The sequence below is a fragment of the Polaromonas sp. genome, assembly GCF_030680935.1.
Taxonomy (GTDB): Bacteria; Pseudomonadota; Gammaproteobacteria; order Burkholderiales; family Burkholderiaceae_C; genus Polaromonas.
Window position 1 is genome coordinate 25,435 of sequence record NZ_JAUXUP010000013.1, and the last position, 24,332, is coordinate 49,766.

At 62.2% G+C, this 24,332-nt stretch carries 22 protein-coding genes and 1 tRNA gene; 10 read left to right on the forward strand and 13 right to left on the reverse strand.

The genetic code is table 11. The features are described from left to right. Window positions 1–570: 570 nt before the first annotated feature. A complete protein-coding gene (locus Q8L50_RS04240) occupies window positions 571–1,608 on the reverse strand; it encodes a zinc-dependent alcohol dehydrogenase family protein (protein WP_305347412.1) in 1,038 nt (345 codons plus the stop codon). A 393-nt stretch (window positions 1,609–2,001) separates the two neighbouring features. On the opposite strand from Q8L50_RS04240, the gene Q8L50_RS04245 reads away from it, so the two are divergent. Then, window positions 2,002–4,677: a bifunctional acetate--CoA ligase family protein/GNAT family N-acetyltransferase gene (locus Q8L50_RS04245; protein WP_305347413.1), complete on the forward strand. Its 2,676-nt coding sequence runs from the start codon at window positions 2,002–2,004 to the stop codon at window positions 4,675–4,677. Here the strand turns inward: Q8L50_RS04245 and fnr are convergent. Beyond that, a complete protein-coding gene (gene fnr, locus Q8L50_RS04250; protein WP_305347432.1) occupies window positions 4,666–5,385 on the reverse strand; it encodes a fumarate/nitrate reduction transcriptional regulator Fnr in 720 nt (239 codons plus the stop codon). The two genes, Q8L50_RS04245 and fnr, sit on opposite strands and share 12 nt — an antisense overlap. Window positions 5,386–5,579: 194 nt before the next feature. On the opposite strand from fnr, the gene hemN reads away from it, so the two are divergent. Both hemN and Q8L50_RS04260 read left to right on the forward strand, forming a co-directional pair. Continuing rightward, window positions 5,580–6,962, forward strand: a complete 1,383-nt coding sequence (gene hemN / locus Q8L50_RS04255) for an oxygen-independent coproporphyrinogen III oxidase (RefSeq protein ID WP_305347414.1) — start codon at window positions 5,580–5,582, stop codon at window positions 6,960–6,962. 14 nt (window positions 6,963–6,976) lie between these two features. Next, on the forward strand, window positions 6,977–7,669 hold the full coding sequence (locus Q8L50_RS04260; protein WP_305347415.1) for a sulfite exporter TauE/SafE family protein: 693 nt from the start codon (window positions 6,977–6,979) through the stop codon (window positions 7,667–7,669). Window positions 7,670–7,714: 45 nt separating this feature from the next. Here Q8L50_RS04260 and Q8L50_RS04265 read toward each other — a convergent pair whose 3' ends face one another. Beyond that, on the reverse strand, window positions 7,715–8,650 hold the full coding sequence (locus Q8L50_RS04265) for a delta(1)-pyrroline-2-carboxylate reductase family protein (RefSeq protein WP_305347416.1): 936 nt from the start codon (window positions 8,648–8,650) through the stop codon (window positions 7,715–7,717). Window positions 8,651–8,763: 113 nt separating this feature from the next. Between Q8L50_RS04265 and Q8L50_RS04270 the strand changes: the two genes are divergently transcribed. Continuing rightward, on the forward strand, window positions 8,764–9,153 hold the full coding sequence (locus Q8L50_RS04270) for a hypothetical protein (protein WP_305347417.1): 390 nt from the start codon (window positions 8,764–8,766) through the stop codon (window positions 9,151–9,153). A 96-nt stretch (window positions 9,154–9,249) separates the two neighbouring features. Continuing rightward, window positions 9,250–9,471: a hypothetical protein gene (locus Q8L50_RS04275; RefSeq protein ID WP_305347418.1), complete on the forward strand. Its 222-nt coding sequence runs from the start codon at window positions 9,250–9,252 to the stop codon at window positions 9,469–9,471. Here Q8L50_RS04275 and pcp read toward each other — a convergent pair. Next, window positions 9,464–10,102: a pyroglutamyl-peptidase I gene (pcp, locus tag Q8L50_RS04280; RefSeq protein WP_305347433.1), complete on the reverse strand. Its 639-nt coding sequence runs from the start codon at window positions 10,100–10,102 to the stop codon at window positions 9,464–9,466. The two genes, Q8L50_RS04275 and pcp, sit on opposite strands and share 8 nt — an antisense overlap. 140 nt (window positions 10,103–10,242) lie before the next feature. Between pcp and Q8L50_RS04285 the strand changes: the two genes are divergently transcribed. From Q8L50_RS04285 to Q8L50_RS04295, 3 genes are all read left to right on the forward strand, one after another. Further along, a complete protein-coding gene (locus tag Q8L50_RS04285) occupies window positions 10,243–11,121 on the forward strand; it encodes a neutral zinc metallopeptidase (RefSeq protein ID WP_305347419.1) in 879 nt (292 codons plus the stop codon). Window positions 11,122–11,296: 175 nt separating this feature from the next. After that, window positions 11,297–12,772, forward strand: coding sequence for a DEAD/DEAH box helicase (locus tag Q8L50_RS04290; RefSeq protein ID WP_305347420.1), 1,476 nt, complete (start codon window positions 11,297–11,299; stop codon window positions 12,770–12,772). A gap of 98 nt (window positions 12,773–12,870) precedes the next feature. Beyond that, a complete protein-coding gene (locus tag Q8L50_RS04295) occupies window positions 12,871–13,800 on the forward strand; it encodes a YihY/virulence factor BrkB family protein (RefSeq protein WP_305347421.1) in 930 nt (309 codons plus the stop codon). A 61-nt stretch (window positions 13,801–13,861) separates the two neighbouring features. Here Q8L50_RS04295 and Q8L50_RS04300 read toward each other — a convergent pair whose 3' ends face one another. After that, window positions 13,862–14,713 (reverse strand): symmetrical bis(5'-nucleosyl)-tetraphosphatase, encoded by an 852-nt coding sequence (locus Q8L50_RS04300; RefSeq protein WP_305347422.1) that lies wholly within the window; start codon window positions 14,711–14,713, stop codon window positions 13,862–13,864. A 23-nt stretch (window positions 14,714–14,736) separates the two neighbouring features. Here Q8L50_RS04300 and Q8L50_RS04305 point away from each other — a divergent pair, with 23 nt between their 5' ends. Beyond that, window positions 14,737–16,086: a hemolysin family protein gene (locus tag Q8L50_RS04305; RefSeq protein WP_305347423.1), complete on the forward strand. Its 1,350-nt coding sequence runs from the start codon at window positions 14,737–14,739 to the stop codon at window positions 16,084–16,086. Between the two features lie 18 nt (window positions 16,087–16,104). On the opposite strand, the gene Q8L50_RS04310 is transcribed toward Q8L50_RS04305, so the two are convergent. Continuing rightward, window positions 16,105–16,557 carry a hypothetical protein gene (locus Q8L50_RS04310; RefSeq protein WP_305347424.1) on the reverse strand — a complete coding sequence of 151 codons (453 nt, stop codon included), beginning with the start codon at window positions 16,555–16,557 and terminating at the stop codon, window positions 16,105–16,107. Window positions 16,558–16,783: 226 nt separating this feature from the next. Here Q8L50_RS04310 and Q8L50_RS04315 point away from each other — a divergent pair, with 226 nt between their 5' ends. Beyond that, window positions 16,784–17,263: a GAF domain-containing protein gene (locus Q8L50_RS04315; RefSeq protein ID WP_305347425.1), complete on the forward strand. Its 480-nt coding sequence runs from the start codon at window positions 16,784–16,786 to the stop codon at window positions 17,261–17,263. A 4-nt stretch (window positions 17,264–17,267) separates the two neighbouring features. Here the strand turns inward: Q8L50_RS04315 and Q8L50_RS04320 are convergent, their stop codons facing one another. The 7 genes from Q8L50_RS04320 to Q8L50_RS04350 all read right to left on the reverse strand — a co-directional run. Beyond that, window positions 17,268–17,711, reverse strand: coding sequence for a response regulator (locus tag Q8L50_RS04320; RefSeq protein ID WP_305347426.1), 444 nt, complete (start codon window positions 17,709–17,711; stop codon window positions 17,268–17,270). A 456-nt stretch (window positions 17,712–18,167) separates the two neighbouring features. Beyond that, complete coding sequence (locus Q8L50_RS04325; protein ID WP_305347427.1) at window positions 18,168–18,461, reverse strand: addiction module antidote protein; 294 nt, start codon at window positions 18,459–18,461, stop codon at window positions 18,168–18,170. Window positions 18,462–18,526: 65 nt separating this feature from the next. After that, a complete protein-coding gene (locus tag Q8L50_RS04330; protein ID WP_370869747.1) occupies window positions 18,527–19,288 on the reverse strand; it encodes a serine protease in 762 nt (253 codons plus the stop codon). Between the two features lie 443 nt (window positions 19,289–19,731). After that, window positions 19,732–19,807, reverse strand: a tRNA-Thr gene (locus Q8L50_RS04335). A 25-nt stretch (window positions 19,808–19,832) separates the two neighbouring features. Further along, window positions 19,833–20,852, reverse strand: coding sequence for a class 1 fructose-bisphosphatase (locus tag Q8L50_RS04340; protein ID WP_305347429.1), 1,020 nt, complete (start codon window positions 20,850–20,852; stop codon window positions 19,833–19,835). A gap of 69 nt (window positions 20,853–20,921) precedes the next feature. After that, the gene (gene pepN / locus Q8L50_RS04345; RefSeq protein ID WP_305347430.1) at window positions 20,922–23,597 is read right to left on the reverse strand and encodes an aminopeptidase N; all 2,676 of its coding nucleotides are present in this window, start codon (window positions 23,595–23,597) and stop codon (window positions 20,922–20,924) included. Window positions 23,598–23,713: 116 nt separating this feature from the next. Then, the coding region (locus Q8L50_RS04350) for a peptide chain release factor-like protein (RefSeq protein ID WP_305347431.1) at window positions 23,714–24,332 on the reverse strand (619 nt) is incomplete at its 5' end.

The following is a 24,332-nucleotide window of genomic DNA, read 5'->3' on the forward strand; positions in this document are numbered from 1 at the left end:
TGTTGAACAGTCGAGGGATCATGGGGCTGCCGACAAATGCACCCCTCACATACACTTATCCTGGTTAGTCACAGTCTGTGCGCCGACCTGTACCTTTCACTTGATTTTTCGCAAGCACCTTGACTTCAGGGCCGATCAAGTGCGAAGCGAAGGTGCCGCTGCCAACCTGGTTGGCCTGGGGGCGGGCGCGCCAGGTCGAATGCCCGTCAACCGGGCGTTGGTGTCCGGTCGGGCATCATGGTTGCTATAAAAAAATAGCTGTTTGCGACCGACTGGATTGGGCCAAAGGGCTTTTTTTCCGACATTCAGGGGGGCCACGGGAGCATCACCACACCCAGGCGCCAGGGCCAAGTTCACCACTCGGTCTGGGCGATGACCATCAGGGCTGCGGCCGTGGCAGTGTTGCGGGGTGAGGCTGCTGACCTCCACTCCACGCGCAAGCGGCGGCAGAAGCCTGTTTTTGAACTCATAACCAATCTTTTCACTTGTGCCGCGCCAGTGGGATGTAGCCCCTGCGCGCAGCATCCACGCGACTTCGCAATTCTTAGGCGGATGTGATTGACGGGATCATCAGGCCTCAATGATCACTTTCAGCGCTTTGGTTTCAGCGGCTTTGCCGAAGGTGTCATAAGCCTCCAGAATATCGTCCAGCTTGAAGCGGTGGGTGATCAGTTGTGCTGCGTCAATCTTCCGGGACTGCACCGTTTTGAGCAGCATGGGCGTCGAAACCGTGTCAACCAGCCCGGTGGTGATGGTGATGTTGTGAGCCCAGAGCCTTTCGAGATGCAGGTCGGCTTTCAAGCCGTGGACGCCGACGTTGGCAACGGTGCCGCCAGGCGCGACGATGTCGGTGCACAGCTCGAAGGTCGCGGGTATGCCGACGGCCTCGATGGCAGTGTCAACCCCCCGGTCCCCGGTCAGCTGCATGACCTTTTCGGCGGCTTTGCCATCGGCGCTGTTGATCGTATGCGTTGCGCCGAAGCGTTTGGCGACCCCAAGCCGGTTGTCGTCCAGATCGATCATGATGATTTCCGACGGCGAGTAGAGCTGTGCGGTCAGCAGTGCCGCCAGTCCAATCGGGCCGGCGCCGACAATGGCCACGGTGGAGCCAGGCTGCACCCTGCCATTGAGCACACCACACTCAAAACCGGTGGGCAGGATGTCGCTCAACATGACGAGCGCCTCCTCGTCGGCCCCGGACGGGATCGGGTACAGGCTGGTGTCGGCGTGGGGAGTTCGTACAAACTCTGCTTGCGTGCCGTCGATGCTGTTGCCCAGAAGCCAGCCCCCTGTTGCGCAATGGGAGTACATGCCCTTGCGGCAAAACTCACAGCGACCACATGCCGTGATGCAGGAGATGAGCACCCTGTCTCCTGGCTTGAAGGTGGTGACGCCGGTGCCCACCGAATCGACGATGCCCACGCCTTCGTGGCCCAGCACCGTCCCGGGTCTGCAAGTCGGGACGTCGCCCTTGAGGATATGCAGGTCGGTGCCGCAAATGGTGGTCCGGGTGATCTGGATGATCGCGTCGGTGGCTGCCTCGATGATGGGTTTGGGGCGCTCTTCCAGGCCTTTTTGACCAGGGCCGTTGTACACAAGGGCTTTCATGGGATTTCCTTTTCAGTCATTGGCGGGCCGTCCATCAGGCGCCGTATGGCCGCTGGGACGGCAAAGGCGTTGATGCGGACGAGGAACCGGTGGGATCGACAGAAATGGGCAAGGGCAGGACCGTGAGCGCCCCCGGGGCCGTGGGTGTGCGGGCCGCGTCACCCATGACGCGGAGGATGGCGCGCGACACTTCCTCCCGTTCACCCAGGCACCGCTTGAAGCGCAGGGCTGGTGGGCTGGCGGGTTTGTATGTTTGCATGGCGAGGCGGTTGTTCTGAGTGTCATTTTGTCGGTCGCAAGCGTCGGCCTGTTTGATCTAAAACAACTACCTGTCCGTCCCCTGCGCTAAGCTGGTTTTGACATGCGGGACCCTGCGTGCTTGCAAGGAGTTTTATGAGCGTACGCAATCTCGAAGCCCTGTTCCACCCGGGCTCGGTGGCCGTGATTGGCGCCTCAGACCGGGAAGGCAGTGTGGGCGCCGTGGTGCTGCGCAACCTCAAGCTTGGCGGGTTCAAGGGCGCGATCTGGCCCGTCAATCACCGGCATGCGCGTGTGGGCGGTGGACCGGCCTGGCGTGATGCTGCGTCGCTGCCGCAGGCGCCTGATCTGGCCATCATCTGTACCCCGGCGAAGACGGTTCCTGGCCTGATCGCCGCGCTGGGCCGCAAGGGCACGCGCGCTGCCATCGTGCTGTCGGCCGGACTCAAGGAGATGTCGGCGTCGGGCGGTCCCTCGCTCGAGCAAGCCATGCTCGATGCGGCGCGTCCGTACCTGTTGCGCATCCTCGGGCCCAACTGCATCGGTGCGCTGGTTCCGGGTATTGGCCTGAATGCGAGTTTTGCGCCCGGCAATGCCCTGCCCGGGGGCCTGGCCTTCGTGACGCAGTCGGGCGCACTGGCGACGGCCATGCTGGATTGGGCCAATACGCGTGGCATCGGGTTTTCCCATTTCATATCGCTGGGCGACAGCGCGGATGTGGATTTCGGTGATGTGATTGATTACCTTGCCAGCGATCCCGCCACGCGCGCCATCCTGCTCTATATGGAGTCCGTCAAGGCGGCGCGAAAGTTCATGTCGGCGGCGCGGGCGGCTGCACGCAATAAGCCGGTGATCATCGTCAAGGCGGGTCGCGCCCCGGACGGCGCCCGGGCAGCCGCCTCACACACCGGCGCGCTGGCGGGCTCGGACGCCGTGTTCGACGCTGCCGTCAGGCGCGCCGGCATGTTGCGGGTGGACACCCTGGAGTCGTTGTTCGACGCAGCCGAGACACTGACTTATGCGAAACACTGGCACGGCGAGCGGCTGGCCGTGTTGACCAACGGCGGGGGAGCTGGCGTGCTTGCCGCAGATGCACTGTCGCTTGGAGGTGGTGTGCTGACGACGTTGACAGAAAACACGCTGCACCTGCTTGGGCAATGCCTGCCGCCCACGTGGTCGCACGGCAATCCGGTGGATATTGTGGGTGACGCACCAGTCGACCGCTACGCCGACAGTCTGCGGGTGTTGCTGGCCGCGCCCGAGGTCGATGGTGTGTTGTTCATCCATGCGCCCACAGCCATTGTGCCGGCGGCAGCTATTGCGGCGGCCTGTTTGCCGCTGATGCAGGCGGCGGACAAACCGGCGCTGACCTGCTGGCTCGGTGGCGCAGCGGTCGCGGAGGCGCGAAAGGCCAGCGCCGAATCGGGCGTAGCCAGTTACGACACACCGGAACGCGCGACAGCCGCATGGTTGCAATTGGCCACTTATGCGAAAAATCAGCAAGCCCTGCAACAGCTTGCCACGGACACGCAGAAGGATTTCACACCGGATCGGGGGCTTGTCCAGACCCTGCTGGACGATGCACTGCATGAAGGCAGGGAGTGGCTGGGTGATGCCCAGGCACTGGCCGTGTTGCGGGCCTATGGCGTTCCCACGGTGGAGACCGTGCAGACACAGGGCGTGGAAGACGCAGTGGCAGCGGCCGACAAAATCGGCTATCCGGTGGCGCTGAAGATCATTTCACCGCAGGTCATCCACAAGTCCGATGTGGGCGGTGTGGCGCTGGGCTTGACGTCTGGCGAAGAGCTAAGGGCCGCAGCGGCAAACATGCGCCAGCAGGTCGCGCAACTTTTGCCGCACGCGCAGGTAGCGGGATTCACCGTACAGGCCATGGCTCATCGCCCCGGCGCCCATGAGCTGATTGTCGGAATTGCCACCGATGCCGTGTTCGGACCCGTCATTTTGTTCGGCGCGGGTGGCACTGCAGTTGAACTGAACCGGCAACACGCTGTCGCGCTGCCTCCGCTCAATAGCCTACTGGCGCGAGACCTGGTGGCCGCAAGCGGACTATCGACTTTGCTGGCGGGTTACCGGGGAAATCCGCCAGCCGACGAGCAGGCGTTGCTGGCCACTTTGCTGAAGGTGTCGCAGATGGCTTGTGACCTGGCCTGGCTGGTGGAGCTCGACATCAACCCGCTGCTGGTGGATGAGCGCGGCGTGCTCGCAGTGGATGCCCGCATCAAGCTGCGGCGGGTGCCGGCCAAAGAGCGCAGTCGGCTGGCTATCCGCCCCTATCCGACGGCGCTGGAAGAGCAGGTCGAGTTGGCGGGACAAGCATTGCTGCTGCGACCGATCCGGCCAGAAGATGGCCAGCGCCTGCTGGCCTTTTACGCCGGGGCCTCGCCCGGCGACATGCGGCTGCGGTTTTTCATGACGCGCCGGGAAGTGCCGCATTCAGAGCTCGCACGTTACAGCCAGATTGACTACGACCGCGAGATGACTTTTGTGGCGATCGTCGACCAGGCGGACGCTGCGCCTGTCATGGTGGCTGAAGCCCGGGCCGTGTGCGACCCTGACAATCGGGTGGCCGAATTCGCGATTCAGGTAGCCACTGACTGGCAGGGCAAGGGTCTGGGACGCCTGCTGCTTGACAAGCTGACCGGCTACCTGCGCGAACGCGGCACGGTGGAGGTGGTGGGGCAGTGCCTGCCGGAGAACGCCGGTATGGCGGCACTGGCTCGGCGGGCAGGTTTCACGGTGTCGGCCGGGCCCATGCCGGACGTCATCACCATGCAATTGTTACTGCGCTGACTGCTGGTTCACGATGCGCTGCAACTCGGCTGCGTTCAGGATGCGCACATGGCGTTGGCGGACTTCGATGAGGCCATCCTCAGCGAACTTCGAAAAGGTGCGGCTCACGGTTTCAAGTTTCATGCCCAGGTAACTGCCGATTTCCTCACGCGTCATGCGCAGAACCAGCTCCGAGCCTGAAAAGCCGCGCGCGTTCAGCCGCTGCGCCAGGTTCAGGACAAAAGCGGCCAGTCGTTCTTCGGCGCGCATGCTGCCCAGCAGCAGCATGACGCCATGCTCGCGCACAATCTCCCGGCTCATGATGCGGTGCACATGGTGTTGCAGGGCGCTGACTTCGCGCGCCAGCTCGCCGATGCGGTCGAAGGGCATGACGCAGACCTCGGCGTCCTCCAGCGCCACCGCGTCGCAGGTGTGGCGGTCGTTGACAATTCCGTCCAGCCCAATGATCTCACCCGCCATCTGGAATCCCGTGACCTGATCGCGGCCATCTTCGGCATTGACGCAGGTCTTGAAGAAGCCGGTACGGATGGCAAACAGGGACTCAAAGGCTTCGCCGCTACGAAACAGCGTGGTGCCGCGCTTGACCTTGCGGCGGGTGGCCACCACCTCGTCGATGCGGGCCAGTTCCTGCGGGCTCAAGCCCACAGGCATGCACAGCTCCCGCAGGTTGCAGTTGGAGCACGCCACCTTCATGGTTTGTGCGTTCACGGCGTGCAGGTGCACCGTGGGCAGCAGGCGAATGGTCGGCGCGGATTGCGCGGGCAGGGGGGGTTCCTTCATGGCGGTGCCTTTTCTGATCTGGATCAAATTGTCTGGTTGCGCTGTCGGGGTGCGTTTGATCCAGATCAAGCTCCCCCGGAGGTGCGCGCCGCACAGTCGGACACCACCATGAGAAACCCGCGATGACCCCCGTATTGCCCGACCTGCTGCAGCGATTTGACATCCCCGGTCCCCGCTACACGTCGTATCCGACGGCTGACCGCTTTGTCGAGGCGTTCAGTGCTGCGGATTATGGTCAGGCCCTGGCCCAGCGCCGCGATGGTCCGTCCGTGCTGGCTTTACCTCTGTCGGTGTACGTCCACATTCCGTTTTGCGAATCGCTTTGTTATTACTGCGCCTGCAACAAGATCATCACCAAACACCACAGCCGGGCAACGAGCTATCTGCGTTATCTGGGTCGCGAGATCGACCTGCACACGGCCCAGCTTGGAACGGGCCAGGCTGTGACCCAGCTGCATCTGGGTGGTGGCACGCCCACTTTTCTGTCTGACGATGAATTGCGCGAGCTGATGGCCATGCTGCGGCGCAGCTTCAACCTTGCGCCAGGCGGCGAATACTCCATCGAGATTGACCCGCGCACGGTGGATGCCACGCGCCTGCGCGCCCTGGCCGACCTCGGCTTCAACCGCCTGAGTTTTGGTGTGCAGGATTTTGACCCCGAGGTGCAGAAGGCCGTGCATCGCATTCAACCGTTTGAACAGGTCTGCGATCTGATGGCGCAGGCGCGTGAGATTGGTTTCGACTCGATCAACATGGACCTGATCTACGGGCTGCCGCGCCAAACGCCCGAGTCGTTTGCGCGCACGCTGGCCCAAGTGGTGCAGTTGCGGCCGGACCGCATTGCCCTTTACGCCTATGCGCATCTGCCAGAGCGTTTCAAACCGCAGCGGCGTATTGTCTCGGCTGATCTGCCCGGTGCTGCGGCCAAAGTGGCCATGTTGTCCGAGTCGTTGGCGGCTTTTCTGGCGGCAGGGTATGTGTACATCGGCATGGACCACTTTGCCTTGCCCGATGATGCACTGGCCGTGGCGAAGCGCCAGGGCCGCCTGCACCGCAACTTCCAGGGTTACAGCACGCAACCCGACTGCGACCTGATTGGCCTGGGCGTTTCCGCGATTGGCCGCATCGGTGCCACCTACAGCCAGAACGCCAAGACGATGGAAGAGTATTGCGACCATCTGGACCAGGGGCGGCTCCCGGTGGCACGCGGGCTGGCCCTGAACCGTGACGATCTGGCACGCCGCGCCGTGATCATGGCGCTGATGTGTCAGGGGCAGGTGTTGTTTGAATCCATTGAATTGGCCTGGCTGCTTGATTTTCGCAGCTACTTTGCAAGCGAACTCAAACAACTGGGTGAGCTTGCTGAAGCGGGTCTGCTGGTGCTGGATAACGCCGGTATCCAGGTGACGACCCAGGGCTGGTTTTTTGTCCGTGCCGTGGCCATGGTGTTTGACCGCTACCTGCAGGCCGACCGCAACCGCGCGAAGTTTTCGCGCATCATCTAGGACAGACGCCCGGCATGTCCACCACGCTGGCCGTCACAGCCCTGCTGATGGGGTTGGCCGGCGGGCCGCATTGCGCAGCCATGTGTGGTGCCGCTTGCGCCGGCATCTCGCGGCTGGGTCCTCGCGCGGGCGGGGCTTCACAGATGCGTTCCCTGCTGGGCTTTCAGGCGGGCCGGCTGGTGGGCTATTCGCTGGCCGGTGCGGCAGCCGCAGGGGCGGTGCAAAGCCTGGCCTGGTTGACGACCAACACCGCCGCCTTGCGGCCGGTGTGGACGTTTTTTCATCTGGCGGTACTGCTCTGGGGCTTGATGTTGCTGGCGCAGGCGCGCCAGCCAGCCTGGGTCAGTGCGGCTGGCCGCTCGGTCTGGGCGCGCATCCGCCCCTTGGCCAGCGCGCGCGGCGGAGTTTTTGCCACCGGCGCGCTCTGGGCATTGATGCCCTGTGGCCTGCTGTACTCGGCGCTGCTGGTCGCTTCGCTCAGCGGCGGGCCGCTGGAGGGCGCGCTGTCGATGGCGCTTTTTGCCGCAGGCAGCAGCGTGTCGCTGATGCTGGTGCCGCTCATTTACGACAAGCTGCGCGGGCGCGGCAACCAGTTGCGCCAGGATTGGGGCACGCGCGCGGCGGGTGGGCTGTTGATAGTTGCGGCTGCCTGGGCCCTGTGGGCAGATGCCTTTCACCGCTTTGCCGAGTGGTGCGGCATCGCATGACGCTGACCCAGGCGGGGCAGTGATACCAGCCGGGGCGTCGGGTTGTCAGGGCGTGTGCGCCGAAGCCGTGCGCGCTGCGGCCAGGTCCCAGCCCGCCCAGCCGCAGCTTTTGAACAGCACAGGCCCTCGCGGCGCCTGGATAGCCTGGCGAATTACATCAGCCAGCGTGGCGAAGTGGCTCACATCCAGCCCGGCCTGCAGCAGATCGCCGGCCTCATGACAGGCATCAGTGGTGTCCACAAACACCGACCCGTTTTTTGCAAAATGACGGCATAAGTCCGCGCCCAGCTCCACCATGGCTGGCGTGAAGGCACCGACAGCGGCCACAAAGGCATCCGGTCGCGGCCGGGCGTCCAGCACCACCGCGCTGGCCGGCGTGCAGGTCACCACCAGCGGGCAATCCGCCAGAGCTGCGTTGGCGTCTGCCACCACGCTGGCCTGCAGGCCCAGGGTCAGCGCGTGTTGCGCCAGGGCGTCTGCGCTGGCCGCGCTGCGCGATGTAATCATCACCTGCCGGATGGCAAGGCCGCCGGCAAAGGCTTCGAGGTGCGCCCGTCCCTGCACACCTGCGCCCACAATCAGCAAGGGCCCGTTGGTATTGGGCGCCAGGCGCTGCGCCGCCAGCAACGACACCGCGGCGGTACGGCGTGCCGTAACGGTGGGTCCGTCAAGTATGAGCCGGCGCTCCCCGCTGGCAATGTCAAACACCACCACGTCGCCCTGTATGGTGGGCCACTGCTGGCCGCCGCGGGTTTTCCCGGCGTTGGCCGGCGTGAACGAGATCAGCTTGGTGATGGCCACCTCTTCGTCCATGGCCGGCATCACAAACAGGCTGCCGCCGCCGGCCAGGGCTTGCACCAGACGCTGTGGGACCCGCACCGAAACATCGCCCAGCAGGCGCACGATCTCTGCCACCAAGGCCGGGTAGGGCAGGCGGGCCGCCGTCTGCAAAGGGGGCAGCAAAGTTGTTGATTCAGTCATGAGCGCATGTTGCCTGAAACGGTTTTATCCTACATGTGCACAGGCAATGCGCTGCGATGTAAGCGCAGGCGGCGTTACTAGCATGGAGGCATCAGCAACCAGGAGCCTTCGCCATGTTTTCCACCCACCTTCCCCGCATTCACAGCGTACCGCGTGAGTACATTTATTTTGGTGTCGGCATGGTGCTGGTGGTCAGCCTGCTGATCGCGATTGCTTCGGTCGCTAGCGGTGAAGTCAAAAAAGCGGCCATGCGTGACTCGGCCCTGGCTTCGCAGCGCACTGCGGCAGCGTACTGCGTTGAAACCCTGCGCGGAGCCGAGCTCAGTAGCTGCCTGAAACAGGCCTGGCAGGATTCCAGTGGTGAAGCGGTGCAGGTCGCCAGCAACCACGCGCCTTCCAGAACCATGGCGGTGGCTGACGGTACGGTGTTTTCGCGGGGCGCGCCAGTTGGCAATGCGCCCGGCCAGGGCTTCATGCAGGTTTCGCTCGGCAACCTGCGTTAACCCGCTTCCTTGCTGCCTGATCAAGCTGCGATTTCCTGCTGTCCAAGCGCAAGGGATTGAACTTCATGGAGCTGTCAGCGGTTAGCATTGAGCGTTATGAAATTAGCCCGCCTGTTTCAGCCTCGAAATCCCCTGTTCTGGATAGCCATGGTGCTCAATGCGCTCTCGGCAGCCCTGGCCTGGATTGTTCACAACCGGGCGCTGGACAGTTGGGCCATGCTGATTGTGGGTATTTTTGCGGTCTGCAACGCGCTTGCAGGAAGCTGGCTGGTCTGGCGCCTGCTGCGCGATGAGCCGCCCTCTCGTGCCATCAACTGACGGCCCCAGCCCCATAAGCCGTGTCGCGCTGCGTGGTCAGCGCCGTTCTTGTCGCGATGTGCAGGCCCCGCGTCAGATCTTCCAGTGCCATGCACGGCTGACCTTGACCGGCCAGATACGGTACATGAATAAAACCGCCTCGCGTGTGCTTGCAGGCTGGCTGCGTAGCGAGCTGGCGCATCAGTCCGTAGAAAACATGGTTACAGACAAACGTACCTGCGGTTTGGGAGACTTCCGCCGCCAGGCCCTCACGCTGCAGGGCCTGCAGCATGGCCTTGATCGGCAGCGTGCTGAAGTACGCCGTTGGCGCACCTGCCACCACCGGCGTATCGACAGGCTGGGCGCTGGCGTTGTCGGCAATCCGCGCGTCGTTGACATTGATCGCCACACGTTCCAGCGACAAGGCATCGCGGCCTCCGGCCTGACCAACGCAGATCACCAGAGCCGGCGTATGCAGGCGCATCAGGCGCGCCAGTTCGAGTATCGATTTATCAAACACCGTCGGCAGCTGTGCGGCCACGATGCGGTGGCTGGCCACCTGCCTCCCGTGCAGGGGGCGGACCGCCAGCCAGCTCGGGTTGATGCTTTCGCCGCCAAAAGCGTCGAATCCGGTGAGCAGAACCCGGGGCAGGGCGGAAGATGCGGAGCGGCTGGCCATGGCCGTATTGTGCGTTCGCCTGCTGTGCTGGCGTTGAAGCCCAATTTTCAGGCCTCGGGCCGGCGCGCGCCATCTGGCGCGCCGGTGTCCGGCAAGCTTGGCGAAAGTCCATCATGAAATGGGAAGGCAACCGCGAATCTGACAATGTTGAAGACCGCCGCAGCGGCGGGGGTGGTGCCGGGCTGGGCGGTTTGCTGGGCGGGCGCAGTATAGGCGTGGGCACCATTGTGGTGGCGCTGGTGGGCGGCTGGATCTTTGGCATCAACCCGCTGACCATTCTGGGTGCGCTCAGTGGCGGCGGCTCGCCCGCGCAGGTGCAGCAGGGGCCGGCACAACGGCCCCCAGCCGACGACCGCATGGCGAGTTTTGTGTCCACCGTGCTGGCCGACACTGAAGACGTCTGGAAGGACATCTTCTCACGAGGCGGCAGCAGCTACCAGGAGCCACGCCTGGTGTTGTTTCGCGGTGCCACGGCCACCGCCTGCGGCCAGGGGCAATCTGCCATGGGGCCGTTTTATTGCCCGGCTGACCAGAAGGTCTATATCGATCTGGGGTTTTACGAAACCCTGCAAAAAAAGCTGGGCGCGCCAGGCGACTTTGCCCAGGCCTATGTGATTGCGCATGAGGTCGGCCACCATGTGCAAAACCTCATGGGCATCACTGGCAAGATGGACCAGATGCGTGGCCGGATCAGCAAGGTGGAATACAACGCCATGAGTGTCCGGCTGGAGTTGCAGGCCGACTGTTTTGCCGGCGTCTGGGCCAACCATGCGCAACGCGCCCGCAGCATTTTGCAGCAGGGTGATGTCGAAGAGGCTATGAACGCCGCCGCCAAAATTGGCGACGATGCCTTGCAGGGCGGGCGCAGCGGCGCGGTAGTCCCCGAGAGTTTTACCCATGGCAGCAGTGCCCAGCGGGTGCGCTGGTTCAACACCGGCCTGCAGCAGGGCAGCGTCAAGGCCTGCGACACCTTCAGCGCCCGGAATCTATAGAAAAAAAGGCTGCAGGCCTTTTCTGGATTGCGCAAGCAGCTATTAAAATAATAGCAAATTGGGGCAATCCGATGGCCCGCAGGCCATTGCCGCAGCGGGCCACATGACCGTGCCCGGTGGGTACAAAGACCGGTCACAGGCCCGACACTCCCAAAATGCGACAATAGAACGCTAAATGACATCTTCCTTTTCGAACCTTTCGCTGGCAGAACCGCTGGCACGCGCCGTAGCCGAAATGGGCTACGAAACCATGACACCCATTCAGGAGCAAGCCATTCCGGTCGTGTTGCTGGGCAAGGATGTGATGGGCGCCGCCCAGACCGGCACCGGTAAAACCGCCGCTTTTGCCTTGCCGCTGTTACAGCGCATGATGAAGCACGAAAACGCTTCCACCTCGCCAGCGCGCCATCCGGTGCGTGCCCTGGTGTTGTTGCCGACCCGCGAACTGGCAGTCCAGGTGGCCGAGCAGGTCGAGCTGTATGCCAAATACACCAACCTGCGCAGCACGGTGGTGTTTGGCGGCATGGACATGAAGCCGCAGACGGCCGAGCTGAAAAAGGGCGTTGAAGTGCTGGTGGCCACCCCAGGCCGCTTGCTGGACCATATTGAGGCCAAAAACACCGTGCTCAACCAGGTCGAGTACGTGGTGCTTGACGAGGCCGACCGCATGCTGGACATCGGCTTTCTGCCCGACCTGCAACGCATCCTGAGTTACCTGCCCAAACAGCGCATCACCTTGCTGTTTTCCGCCACCTTCTCGCCCGAGATCAAACGCCTGGCATCCAGCTACCTGCAGGACCCGGTGACGATTGAGGTGGCGCGCTCCAATGCCACCGCCTCCACGGTGGAGCAGCATTTTTATGCGGTGAACGCCGACGACAAACGCCGCGCCCTGCACCAGATTCTCAAGGCACGCGGCATCAAGCAGGCCTTTGTGTTTGTCAACAGCAAACTCGGTTGCGCCCGGCTGGCCCGCTCTCTGGAGCGTGAAGGCCTGAAAACCACCGCGCTGCATGGCGACAAAAGCCAGGACGAACGCCTGAAGGCACTCGACGCCTTCAAAAAGGGCGAAGTTGACCTGCTGGTGTGTACCGACGTGGCCGCGCGCGGGCTGGACATCAAGGATGTGCCGGCGGTCTTCAACTTTGACGTGCCCTTCAATGCCGAAGACTACGTGCACCGCATCGGCCGCACCGGCCGTGCCGGCGCGTCCGGCCTGGCGGTGAGTTTTGCCGCCAGCAGCGACCAGCGGCTGGTCGCTGACATCGAAAAACTCATCAAGACAAAAATCGAGCTGGAGCCGATGGAGTTTGAAGAAGACCAGCCGCGCAAGGACCAGGGCCGCATCAACGATGGCCGGCGCATGTACCGCGACAGCGGTGATCAGGCGGTGCGTGATGCAGAAGACGCGCCGCAGGGTCGGCCAGAGCGAGCCGAGCGGCCAGAGCGGCGCGAGCGCCGCGAAGCGCCGCCGCAGCGCCAGCAGGCATCGCGCGATCCGTTTTTTGACAAGCCTTATGAATCCACCCTGGCCGCCGATGCGCAGCCCGCGTGGGAAGCCAGCGCCAAGGGCGGCGCGCCGCGCAGCAGCGTGTCGGCCAATATCAAGCCGAAGAAAAAAGTCGCCGCGCTGTTCAAGACCGGCGAGTAGGAGCCTGCCGGGCTCCTGGACCCAGTCGGTCGGCGCCTACCGATGTCGGCGCCGGCGTCTGATGTCCAGCTGGCGCGGCCCAGCCTAAGCTGACGGTCATGATCACCCAGTACCATGCGCTGCGCCAGGCCTACCAGAAGTCTTCCGTTCCCGCGTTGATTCGCCCCGCACGGCGAGCCGTCCAACTATGGATGGACGCCGACGGCCTGCGCATGAGTGCTGCCATGTCCTTTTACGGCATCCTGAGCCTGGCACCGCTGCTGGTGCTGCTGGTCGCAGTGCTCGGTTGGTGGCTGGACCGCAGTTACATCGAGACCGGACTGATCCAGCAGATTGGCAGCGTGATTGGTGAACAGGGGGCCGGGCTGATCAAACAGGCGCTGGCCAGTGCGCAGGAGCCCTCTGATGGCCTGCTGGCCTCGTTGATTGCCTTCGTGCTGCTGCTGTCGGGTGCCACCGGAGTGTTTGCCGAATTGCAGGATGCGTTTGAGCGGCTCTGGCGCCATGACACCGGTGTGGCGCCCCAGCAGAAGTGGTGGTACAGCGCATCGCTGCGCCTGCGTGGTATTGCCTACATCCTGGCCTTCGGTTTTCTGCTGATGGTGTCGCTGGCGATTTCGGCCATATTGAGTTTTTTCACCAGCTGGGCCGGCGCCTACATGCCGCTGGAGCGTATCGCGGTGGCTGTCAATGAGCTGGTGTCCATGGGTTTTTCGGCTGCGTTGTTTGTCGCCCTGATGCGCATGAGCGCAGGGCCCAAACCTGCGTTGCGTTACCTGGTCATGGGCGGCATTGCGGGCGGCATTTTATTTGCGTTGGGCAAGTACCTGATGGCCATTTACCTGTCTACAGCGGCGGTGGTGTCGGCTTACGGCGCAGCGGGCTCGCTGGTGGTGCTTTTGATGTGGATCTACTTTTCGTCGGCGGTGCTGCTGCTGTCGGCCAGTGTGGCCCGGGCGCTGAGCGACGAGGCGGCACTCCGGGCACCCAAATCCACCCCTTTGGATCAAGGCTCAATTGCTACATAATTGATAGCTGCTTACGCAGGTGGGATAAGGGCTACAGGCCAAAAAGATCCATAACTTCGGACTATCCGGGTGTTTGCGAAGCCGCACAAGGCACAGTGACCAGCGCATACTCGCCCGGGCTTTTACCCAGCCGCGCTGCGCTCAGGCAGCCGCCCCAGACACAGCCGGTGTCCAGCGGCAGGGCGTTGCTCAACAAGCCGGGGCCTGCTGCTGCCGTATCCGCCCCCAGGGTGGACCAATGGCCAAAGGCCACGGAGGTGCCGGCGGTTTTGCGCCCCGGCACTTCAAACCACGGCAGATAACCGGGCAAAGCGGTTTGTTTTCCACCCGTGCTGGCAAACTCCATCACGCCATCCGCGGTGCAAAACCGCATGCGTGTCAGGGCGTTGACAATGACCCGCAGGCGTTCTGCGCCACGCAGGCTGTCCTGCCATTGCAGCGGTGTGTTGCCATACATGCCGGCCAGAAAACCAGCCAGATCTGGCCCGCGCAAGGCACTTTCCACCTCTGCGGCCAGCGCCATGGTTTGCCCATTGCTCCATTGCGGCAGGACGCCGGCATGCACCATCAGCCAGCCGTGGGCCTGGATGGCCATTTGCCGGTGCCGCAACCAGTCCAGCAGGCTGTCGCAATCGGGTGCGTCCAGCACCTGCTGCACAGTGTCGCCCCGGTGCGGCTTGCGCAAGCCGTGGGCAATGCCCAGCAGGTTCAGGTCGTGGTTGCCCAGCAAGCACTGCGCGGCGTCGCCCAGACTGCTCAGGCTGCGCAGCACCGCTAACGAGTCCGGCCCCCGGTTGACCAGGTCGCCCAGGATGTACAGGGTGTCCCGGCTGGACGAGAAATCTATTTTGTGCAGCAGGCACTGCAGCGGCTCATGACAACCCTGCAGGTCACCAATCAAGTAAAGTGCCATGTGTTCATTCTGCCTCCGGATCCATGGATTTCATCCTCATCGCCTTTTTGACCCTGCTCAACGGCGTTTTTGCCATGTCCGAGCTCGCGCTGGCCTCCAGCCGCAAAGCCAGGCTCAATGCCATGGCCGAGTCGGGTGACAAGGGTGCGCAAGCGGCGCTGACCTTGCTGGACAACCCGACACAATTTTTGTCTTCGGTGCAGGTCGGTATCACGTCCATTGGCATGCTCAACGGCATCATTGGCGAGGCCGCTTTCAGTGGTGACCTGGCCAGCTGGATACAAAGCTGGGGCGCACCGCCGCGTGCGGCTGAAATTTCTGCCACCGCGCTGGTGGTGACCATCATCACCTTCATCACGATTGTGTTTGGCGAGCTGGTGCCCAAACGCATAGGCCAGCTTTACCCTGAAACCGTGTCGCGCCTGGTGTCACGGCCCATGATGTGGGTGGCCACTGGCGCCAAGCCGTTTGTGCGGCTGCTGTCTTTCAGCACACACGCTGTGCTCAAGCTGCTGCGTGTCGATACCGCCGGGGACCGCACCGTGACCGACGAAGAAATTGCCGCCAGCCTGGAAGAAGGCCTGGACGCCGGGCTGATTGAAGAGCATGAGCACCAGATGGTGCAAAACGTCTTTTTGCTCGATGACCGCCTGCTGACTTCGCTGATGTTGCCGCGTTCGGACATCGAATGGATTGACGCCTCAGACACGGTGGCGCAGGCGATCGCCAAGGCCGGTGTTACCGGCCACTCCTGGTACCCGGTGTGCCGCGGCAGCCTGGACGACGTCGTGGGCGTGATCAACATCGCCAAGCTGCTCGCACTGCGCGGGCAGATTCAGCCGGTGGGCGAAGCCAGCGCGGCCGGTACAACCCCCACCATGGCAGACCGCATTGATGCCTATGCCATCCCGGCGGTGTTTGTGCCCGAGACCCTGACCGGCATGGAATTGCTGGGCCAGTTTCGCACCCAGTCCACACGCATGGTGTTTGTGGTCGATGAATACGGCGTGGTGCAGGGGCTGATGACGCCTCTGGACATGCTGGAGGCCATCACCGGCGAGCTGCAGCCGGGTGCGCAGGTGGACGCCTGGGCCACGCGCCGTGCCGACGGCAGCTGGCTGATTGATGGCGTGATGCCGGTGTCTGAACTCAAGGCCAGACTGGAGATCAGGGACCTGCCCGATGAAGACCGGGGGCGCTACAACACGGTGGCGGGACTGCTGCAGAGCGTGTCGGGCCGTCTGCTGGCCACCGGCGAAGAGGTGGAAGCGGCAGGCTGGCGTTTTGAAGTGCTGGACCTGGACGGCAAACGCATTGACAAAGTGCTGGTCAGCAAGCTGACCGACGCCCGGCACCCCAAACCGTCGGCGTAGCGTAGGATTAAAGGCGGCTCAAGGCCGGCTGGCTGGCGCGATGCCCGTGGGCCTGACCGCTGGCGCCACCGTGATCAACACATCGTTGGCGCCAAAACTGCCGGCCTGCATCTGCACGTTGGCAATGCGGTCTGCCTTGGTGAAGGTCAGCAGGCTCAGTTTGGAAAAGGAGCTGGATGTCAGCGTCCAGCCAGCGCCCGGCAAGCCGTCGCGAAACCAGGCAAACACCTGCTGCGGCTCGCCCGACACCGTCACACTGAGCCGGCCTGTCCAGGCCGTGCCCGAGCCCATGACCAGCGAGTCCTGCTGCCTGATCACTGCGCCCTGCGGCAAGGGCACATCGCCGGCTATCTGTTTGGCTGTGGCTTCGGTCACCGTGCTGTCCGCGCCAAGCTGCACGTTGCCCGTGGAGGCGCAGCCAAAGGTGACCAAGGCGGCGGACAAGACGAGGAGGATCTTGAAAGAGCTCATGAAACAAACCTTTGAAAAAATGGCAGCCGGTTGTGCGCCAGGGCGGTAGTCAGCCAGCGAGATTGTAAGGGCTTGTTAGCGAGGGACGGGCGCGAGGGGCAGGGGCGGTGCTGTGATCACCATGAACCCTTCGCGGGAAGCCCGGTAGCAAGAAACCGGTAATTTTGTATCATGGGGCAGAAACCAAGGACGGGCACCGCTTTGAACCAGATCACTCCCCAGCGCCATGCGTAACAACCCGGAACGCCTGCAGGCGCTTAAAAACCTCGCGATGCTTGATACGGCGCCGGAAGTGGTGTACGACGACTTGACCCGCCTGCTGGCCAAAGCCTTTGATGTGCCCATCGCCATGGTGAACCTGCTGGACGCGGACCGCGACTGGTTCAAGTCCTGCATAGGCGTATCCCTCGCGGAATCCCCTGCCGAGACTTCATTTTGCGAAATCTTCTTCCACTGTGATGACGACTTCCTCGTCATCCCGGACACCACCGCCGACGCACGGTTTGCCGACCATCCCCTGGTGGTGAACGCGCCCTACATCCGGTTTTATGTCTCCGCGCGGCTGGTTTTTGATGGGCACACCGTCGGCACGCTGTGTATCTATGACGTCAAACCGAAGCAGGTATCCAAAGAGCAGCTGGAGGTACTTGGCGCGATGCGCCTTGCGGCCATGGAAACGTTGGCCCTGCGGGCGCGGGGCGTTTGAAGGACTAGCAACTACCGTCGGTTTTTTGGGGTATGTCGTCTCCCTGGGACACACCCGACCTGTCAGGCGCCACCAGGCGACTGGCCCTGCCTATGCAATAGGCCACCAGGTCGTCCAACTCTGTGGACTTGTCAAAAACGGCGTTTGCGCCCAGCAGGCGGCAATGTGTCACCAAAGAAGAGATCGGGTGGTTGGTCATGACCAGCAGATCCTGGTTGGCCGCACGCCGCCGGCAGTGCCGCAGTACACCGGCGCCCGTGCCTTCCCGCAAAAAAAGATCCACCAGCGCGATGTCCCAGCCAGCCGGGTTACGCTCGAGCCAGTCTTTGGCCTCTGCCTCGGTATCGGCAGCCCCCACCCAATCGACACCAATTTCCTGGGAGAGCGTGTCCCCCAGATGCTTTTTCATCGATTCGTCGTCTTCTACCAGATACACCCTGAGCGCCATACCGGTTCTCCTGAGAGCCCGTTCCATTTTGATCCCGGGCGATTTTTAAATCGCGCCAGATTACAGGGGACTTGAAAGCAGGTTTGTAGGTCAGCGGCGCACCAAGTGTCAGACAAAGCCCCAGCCTGTGACTGGCGGCGCTTGATGGCTGGCAAACCCGCATCAACGACGCCTTGAAAAGCTGGGTGCCAACGCACGCATGAAATTTCGCCTTTCCGCGCTTGTAGCTTGCCAGGAATGGCGGTGCCATTTGCTATAGTATTGATAGCTGTTTACGCACGTCAGATAAGGGCTGGAGGTCGATTTTGTTCGTAAGGTCAGAGGGGGAGGTAGTGCCGGTGTTTTCCAGGTTGTCAGCCCGGACCTGATCGAAATCCCCGCGGGCGTGCAAAAGAACGGAGTCAACAAAATGACTGAAAACAACTGACGATCTACGATCCTGCTGCCGCGTTGGTCTTATGCGGTAGCCGAAACTTTGGCGGTCAGCTCGATGCCCAGAGCTTGCATGACTGCCAAAGTCGTCTTCAGGGTAGGGTTGCCGTTTTCACTGAAAGAGCGGTAAAGCTGTTCGCGGGAAAGCCCGTTTTGCCCAGCTATTTGAGTCATGCCTTTGGCGCGGGCGACGACCCCCAGCGCGTGCGCGATGTAGCCCGCATCGTTTGTCTGGAACGCTTCCGCCATGAAGCTCGCAATCGCTGCGTCCGAAGTCAGGTCCTCGGCGGGATCGTAGGTAGTCAGTTTTTCAGTCATTTCATTCACTCCATTCTTCGGCCAGGCGCTGGACTTGACCTGTTCCTGCGACATTCGTCACCGATCTACTCGAGTATTCGCAGCCGCACTTGGCGCCCTCCCGGCCCGTCGATGTGTTCAACGGCTTCCCGACCGTCAATAACGCAGATACTAGGGTCCATTTCTTGCAGAGTCTTGGCAGTCCCACGGATTTCAGTGGGCCATCCGCCTCTGAATTCTGTCGCTATTACGGGCCACAGCAAAGACACCCATGAAGGTCCATTTTCGTCATCACTCTCCAATGATGACGACAGCAAACCGATAAGACGTCCCTTTTTATCGAACACCGGTCCTCCGCTCATGCTTCCCCATGCATGGCAGTTAACTTCGATACTGGACCACGGCATCACTGCGGTATCGCGCCCGCCGAGGTAGTGCTGCGTGACCTCACCCTGCGAAAGAATTACACGCATCTCAAATTCAAGGTCGCGGCCCATACTTACGTCAAGCGGCGGGGAAGTCGGAATCACACCGACGATGGTCACTCTCTCGTCGATTTGGGGCACGCGGGTGCTGAGATGAAGCTGATTGAAAGTACCTGACGCTGGAAGATCAGACGCATATTCGAGACCAAGAAGCGTGAGATCCGAACGATCAAGATTAGTGACCTCGCGAACTTTCCACAGTTGTAATCCTTCAGAGCCAAACCCGATCGCCATCAGTTCTGACCTGCTGTTCTTAAGGTCATATTCATGGTCACTCAAGACATGCGTGGCACATAGGGCGATTCCGGGTGCGACCATGCATGCCGAACCGTAAATCTGTGCAGACTCTCCTGTCCCAATCATGAGAGCAAGAACCGCACCTTCAAAAACGCTTACGTCTGCGAGTTTGCCAGGGCTGGGGACATGGATGTCGTTTAGGGTATGAGTGGCGAATCTTAGTTGACTTCCGATGGAGGCTGCCCGGGCTGGGTCCTCTCGGATGATCCCGTGCAACGTTTGCTCCGCAGGGGCTCGATTGATAGGCGGCGCAATTGAACGCCGTGCTGCAGCTAATTTTTTCTGATGCCTGGATGTTTTACGCACTGAGGTCCCCCACCGTTAGAGCGCAGCGATCACTATGCGCATGAATGACCATGCAATTCTGTCTGTAGCACGAGTTGGTCACCGAAAGGGAAGCGGTGATTTCTTGGCTGAGACTGATGCGGGCTTCCATCTGTTTGTAGCAACATTGCAGGAAAGCAAAAAGGGTTTGCTGCTTTTTATTAGCAACAAACCCTTATGCATGTTGGTGCCGGAGAGATGAATCGAACACCCGACCTTCTCATTACGAATGAGCTGCTCTACCGACTGAGCTACACCGGCTTGGTGTGTGGCGTGAAGCCCGCGATTATAGCCCGGCGGTTTTGCCGGCGTGGTAGCCGGTGACCCGCTCCACCTCGTTCTTCGAGCCCAGCATCACGCTGACACGTTCGTGTAATTTGCCGGGCTGGATGTCCAGAATGCGCTGCTTGCCGTTGGTGGCGGCGCCCCCGGCTTGCTCGATCAGCCAGCTCATGGGGTTGGCCTCGTACATCAGGCGCAGCTTGCCGGCCTTGTCGGGCTCACGCTTGTCCCAGGGGTACAGAAAGATGCCGCCACGGCACAAAATGCGGTGCACGTCGGCCACCATGGCTGCCACCCAGCGCATGTTGAAGTTCTTGCCGCGTGGGCCGTCCTTGCCCGCCAGCAGCTCGTCGATGTAGCGTTTGACTGGTTCGTCCCAGTGCCGCATGTTGCTCATGTTGATCGCGAACTCCTGCGTATCCGCCGGAATCTGCACGTTCTCTTCGATCAGTACAAACGAGCCCTGCTCTCGGTCCAGTGTGAACATGGCCACGCCGTCGCCCACGGTCAGCACCAGCGTGGTCTGCGGGCCGTAGATGCAGTAGCCGGCGGCCACCTGCTTGTTGCCAGCCTGCAGAAAGTCGGCCTCATCGACACCGCGGTCATCCTCGGGCATTTTCAGCACGCTGAAAATGGTGCCTATGCTGACGTTGATGTCGATGTTGCTGGAGCCGTCCAGCGGGTCGAACAGCAGCAGGTATTCGCCTTGCGGGTAACGATTGGGCACCACATAGATGCCCTCCATTTCCTCGCTGGCCATGCCGGCCAGGTGGCCGCCCCATTCGTTGGCCTCGATCAGTACTTCGTTGGCGATGATGTCGAGCTTTTTCTGGATCTCGCCCTGCACGTTCTCGCTGTCGGCGCTGCCCATCACGCTGCCTAGCGCACCCTTGTTGACCGCCTGGCTGATGCCTTTGCAGGCGCGCGCAACAACTTCCAGCAGCAGGCGCAGCTGCGAGGGGATGTGGCCGTCGATGCGCTGCTGCTCAACGAGGTAACGGGTGAGGGAGATTTTCTGGGACATGAATATTTCTTTCAATGGTTCCGGGTAGCTCGATGAAGGCTTCGACAGGCTCAGCCCGAAGGCTAGAGTTCAGTCGCCCAGCGCGCGTGTGATCACTTCAAGCGTGTCCTTGCTCAGGTCGGGCCTCGCGGCGACGCGGGCAATCGCCTCGCGTGCGGCGCTGCGGTAGGGTTCGGCCAGCTTGCTCCAGCGGTCCAGCGCACGCGCCAGCCGGGCGGCGACCTGCGGGTTGATGGCGTCGAGCTCAATCACGCGTTCACTCCAGAAGACGTAGCCTGCTGCATCTGCGCGGTGGAAAGCGGCGGGGTTTCCCTGGCAGTAGGTGCTGACCACGCTGCGTGCGCGGTTCGGGTTGCGCAGGCTGAAGTCAGCGTGTTTCATCAGCTGTTTCACCGCGGGGAGGATGTTGCCCTTGCGGTCCGGCGCGCTGGTTTGCAGGCTGAACCATTTGTCGATGACCAATGCTTCGTCCTTGAACATCGCATGAAAGCGGTGCAGTGCCTGGCTGGCCAGCGGGTGGCCGCTGGACACCAGCGCCGCCAGCGCGTTGAAGCGGTCGGTCATGTTGCCGGCGTCCTTGAATCGCTGCAAGGTCTTGCCGGGCCATTCTTCCGATGGTCCCGCCGCCAGGCACAAATGCGTGAGCGCCATGCCGGCCAGCGCGCGCCTGCCCGAGGACAGTGGGTCGGGCGTGTAGGCGCCGTTGTCCTGGTTGGCTTCGTAAGTCACCGCCCAGTCCTCGGCCAGCGCGGTGGCCAGTTGCTGGCGCATGGCTTCGCGCACCGCGTGAATACGCTGCGGGTCCACCACGTCCAGTTGCTCGGCCAGGTAGGTTTCGCCCGGCAGGGTCAGCACCAGCTCTTTGAAGGCGGCATCCAGCGTGGGGTCACGCAGCACGCTGCGCATGGCTTGCACATAAGCATCATTCAAGGGGTTAGCCCCCACTGGTTCTGCGTGAGCAGCTATGGATTTGATAGCGGCTCGCACGGCCAACCGCTGCCCGGCCTCCCAGCGGTTGAAGGGGTCTATGTCGTTTGCCAGCAGGTGCAGCAGTTGTGTATCGCTGTAGTCAAACTCCAGCACCACCGGCGCGCTGAAACCGCGCAGGATGGACGGCACTGGCTCCGAATCAAGGTTGATGAAGCTCAAGGTCTGGCTGGCGTCGGTCAGCACAAAAGTGCGCGGCGCGGCGACTGGCCCTGCTTCTCCAACGAGCTGCAGCGGCAGGTCGGCGCCGTCGGCGCCCAACAAGCCCAGGCCCACCGGAATCACAAACGGTTCTTTGGGCTGGCCGGCGGTAGCGGCGCAGCTTTGCGACAGGGTCAAGGTGTAGCTGCGGGCTGCGGCGTCGTACACCCCCGCGCCAAACACGCGCGGCGTACCGGCCTGGCTGTACCAACGCTTGAACTGCGGCAGCAGGCGCGCCAGGTCGGACGCCGGGTTGGCGTCGGCAATGGCCTGTGCAAAGTCGTCGCAGGTCACGGCCTGGCCGTCGTGGCGCTCGAAGTACAGCTTCATGCCTTTGGCGAACCCGTCACGGCCCACCAGGGTCTGCATCATGCGCACCACTTCAGCACCTTTTTCGTAAATGGTGACGGTGTAAAAGTTGCTGATCTCGATATAACTGTCAGGCCGCACCGGGTGCGCCATCGGGCCCGCGTCTTCGGGGAACTGCGCCGTACGCAGCACGCGCACGTCTTCGATGCGCTTGACGGCCCTGGCCGAGGCATCCGCGCAGAGGTCCTGGGAAAACTCCTGGTCGCGGAAGACAGTCAGGCCCTCTTTCAGGCTCAGTTGAAACCAGTCGCGGCAGGTGATGCGGTTGCCGGTCCAGTTATGAAAATATTCGTGGCCGACCACACTTTCAATGTTCGAGTAGTCGGTGTCGGTGGCGGTGGCCTGGTTCGCCAGCACGTACTTGGTGTTGAAAATGTTCAGGCCCTTGTTTTCCATCGCGCCCATGTTGAAGTCGCTGGTGGCAACAATCATGAAACGTTCCAGGTCCAGGCTCAAGCCAAAACGGGCTTCGTCCCAGGCGACCGAATGCATGAGCGAGCTCATCGCGTGTTCGGTTTTGTCCAGGTCACCCGGGCGCACATAGACCTGCAGCAAATGATCTTTTCCGGCGCGAGAGGTGATGCGCTGCTCGCGCGCCACCAGCTGGCCGGCCACCAGGGCAAACAGGTAGGCCGGTTTCCTGTGCGGGTCCACCCATTTGGCAAAATGCCGGCCGTCAGCCAGCTCGCCCTGCTCGACCAGGTTGCCGTTGGACAGCAGCACCGGGTAGGCCGCTTTGTCGGCGCGCAGTGTCACCGTGTAGCTGGCCATCACATCCGGACGATCCAGGAAGTAGGTGATGCGCCTGAAACCTTCGGCCTCGCACTGTGTGAAGAAAGAGTGGTTGCTGACATACAGGCCCATCAGCTTGGTGTTTTTGGCAGGCGCGCAGGTGGTGAAAATTTCCAGCTCGAAGGTGTCGGGCAGGTTGTCCAGCACCAGCTTGTCGCCTTCCATGCGGAAGGACGCGCCCTGACCGTTGACCAGCACCCGGGCCAGATTCAGCTCTTCGCCATCGAGCTTGAGCGGTTGCACCGGCACATGAGGGTTGCGCCTCAGGGACATCTTGTTGAGCACGCGCGTTTTGGCCGGGTCCAGGTCAAATGACAGATCGACGGTGTCGATCCAGTAGGCGGGTGCGATGTAGTCGGCACGGTGTATGGCCGTGGCTTGTCCTTCACGCAGCATGGTGGGTTCCTGAAAAATAAGGGGGATAGGCTGAGTCGCCGCCGGGCCGCCCCAAGGCGACTGCGGCCTCCTCGGGGGGCAGAGAAGTACACGAAATGACGAGCGTGGGGGCCATGTCACACGCCCTGTTTGAGGGAGGCTTCAATGAACGGGTCGAGATCCCCGTCCAGCACCTTCTGCGTGGCCGAGGTTTCGTAGTTGGTACGCAAATCCTTGATGCGGCTCTGGTCCAGCACGTAGCTGCGGATCTGGTGGCCCCAGCCCACGTCGGTCTTGGTGTCTTCCAGTTTCTGCTGGGCTTCCTGCTGCTTGCGCAGCTCAAAGTCGTACAGGCGTGAGCGCAGGCGCTTCCATGCCACATCGCGGTTGCTGTGCTGGCTGCGCCCGTCCTGGCACTGCACCACAATGCCGGTCGGGATGTGTGTCAGGCGCACGGCCGAGTCCGTCTTGTTGATGTGCTGGCCGCCGGCGCCGCTGGCGCGGAAGGTGTCCACGCGCACATCCGAGGGGTTGATGTCGATCTCGATCGAGTCGTCGATCTCGGGATAAACAAACACCGAGGCAAACGAGGTATGGCGGCCGCCCGACGAGTCAAACGGCGACTTGCGCACCAGGCGGTGCACACCGGTTTCGGTGCGCAGCAGGCCGAAGGCGTATTCACCCTCGATCTTGATGGTGGCGCCCTTGATGCCAGCCGTATCGCCGGCGGTTTCGTCTTCAATCTGCGTCTTGAAG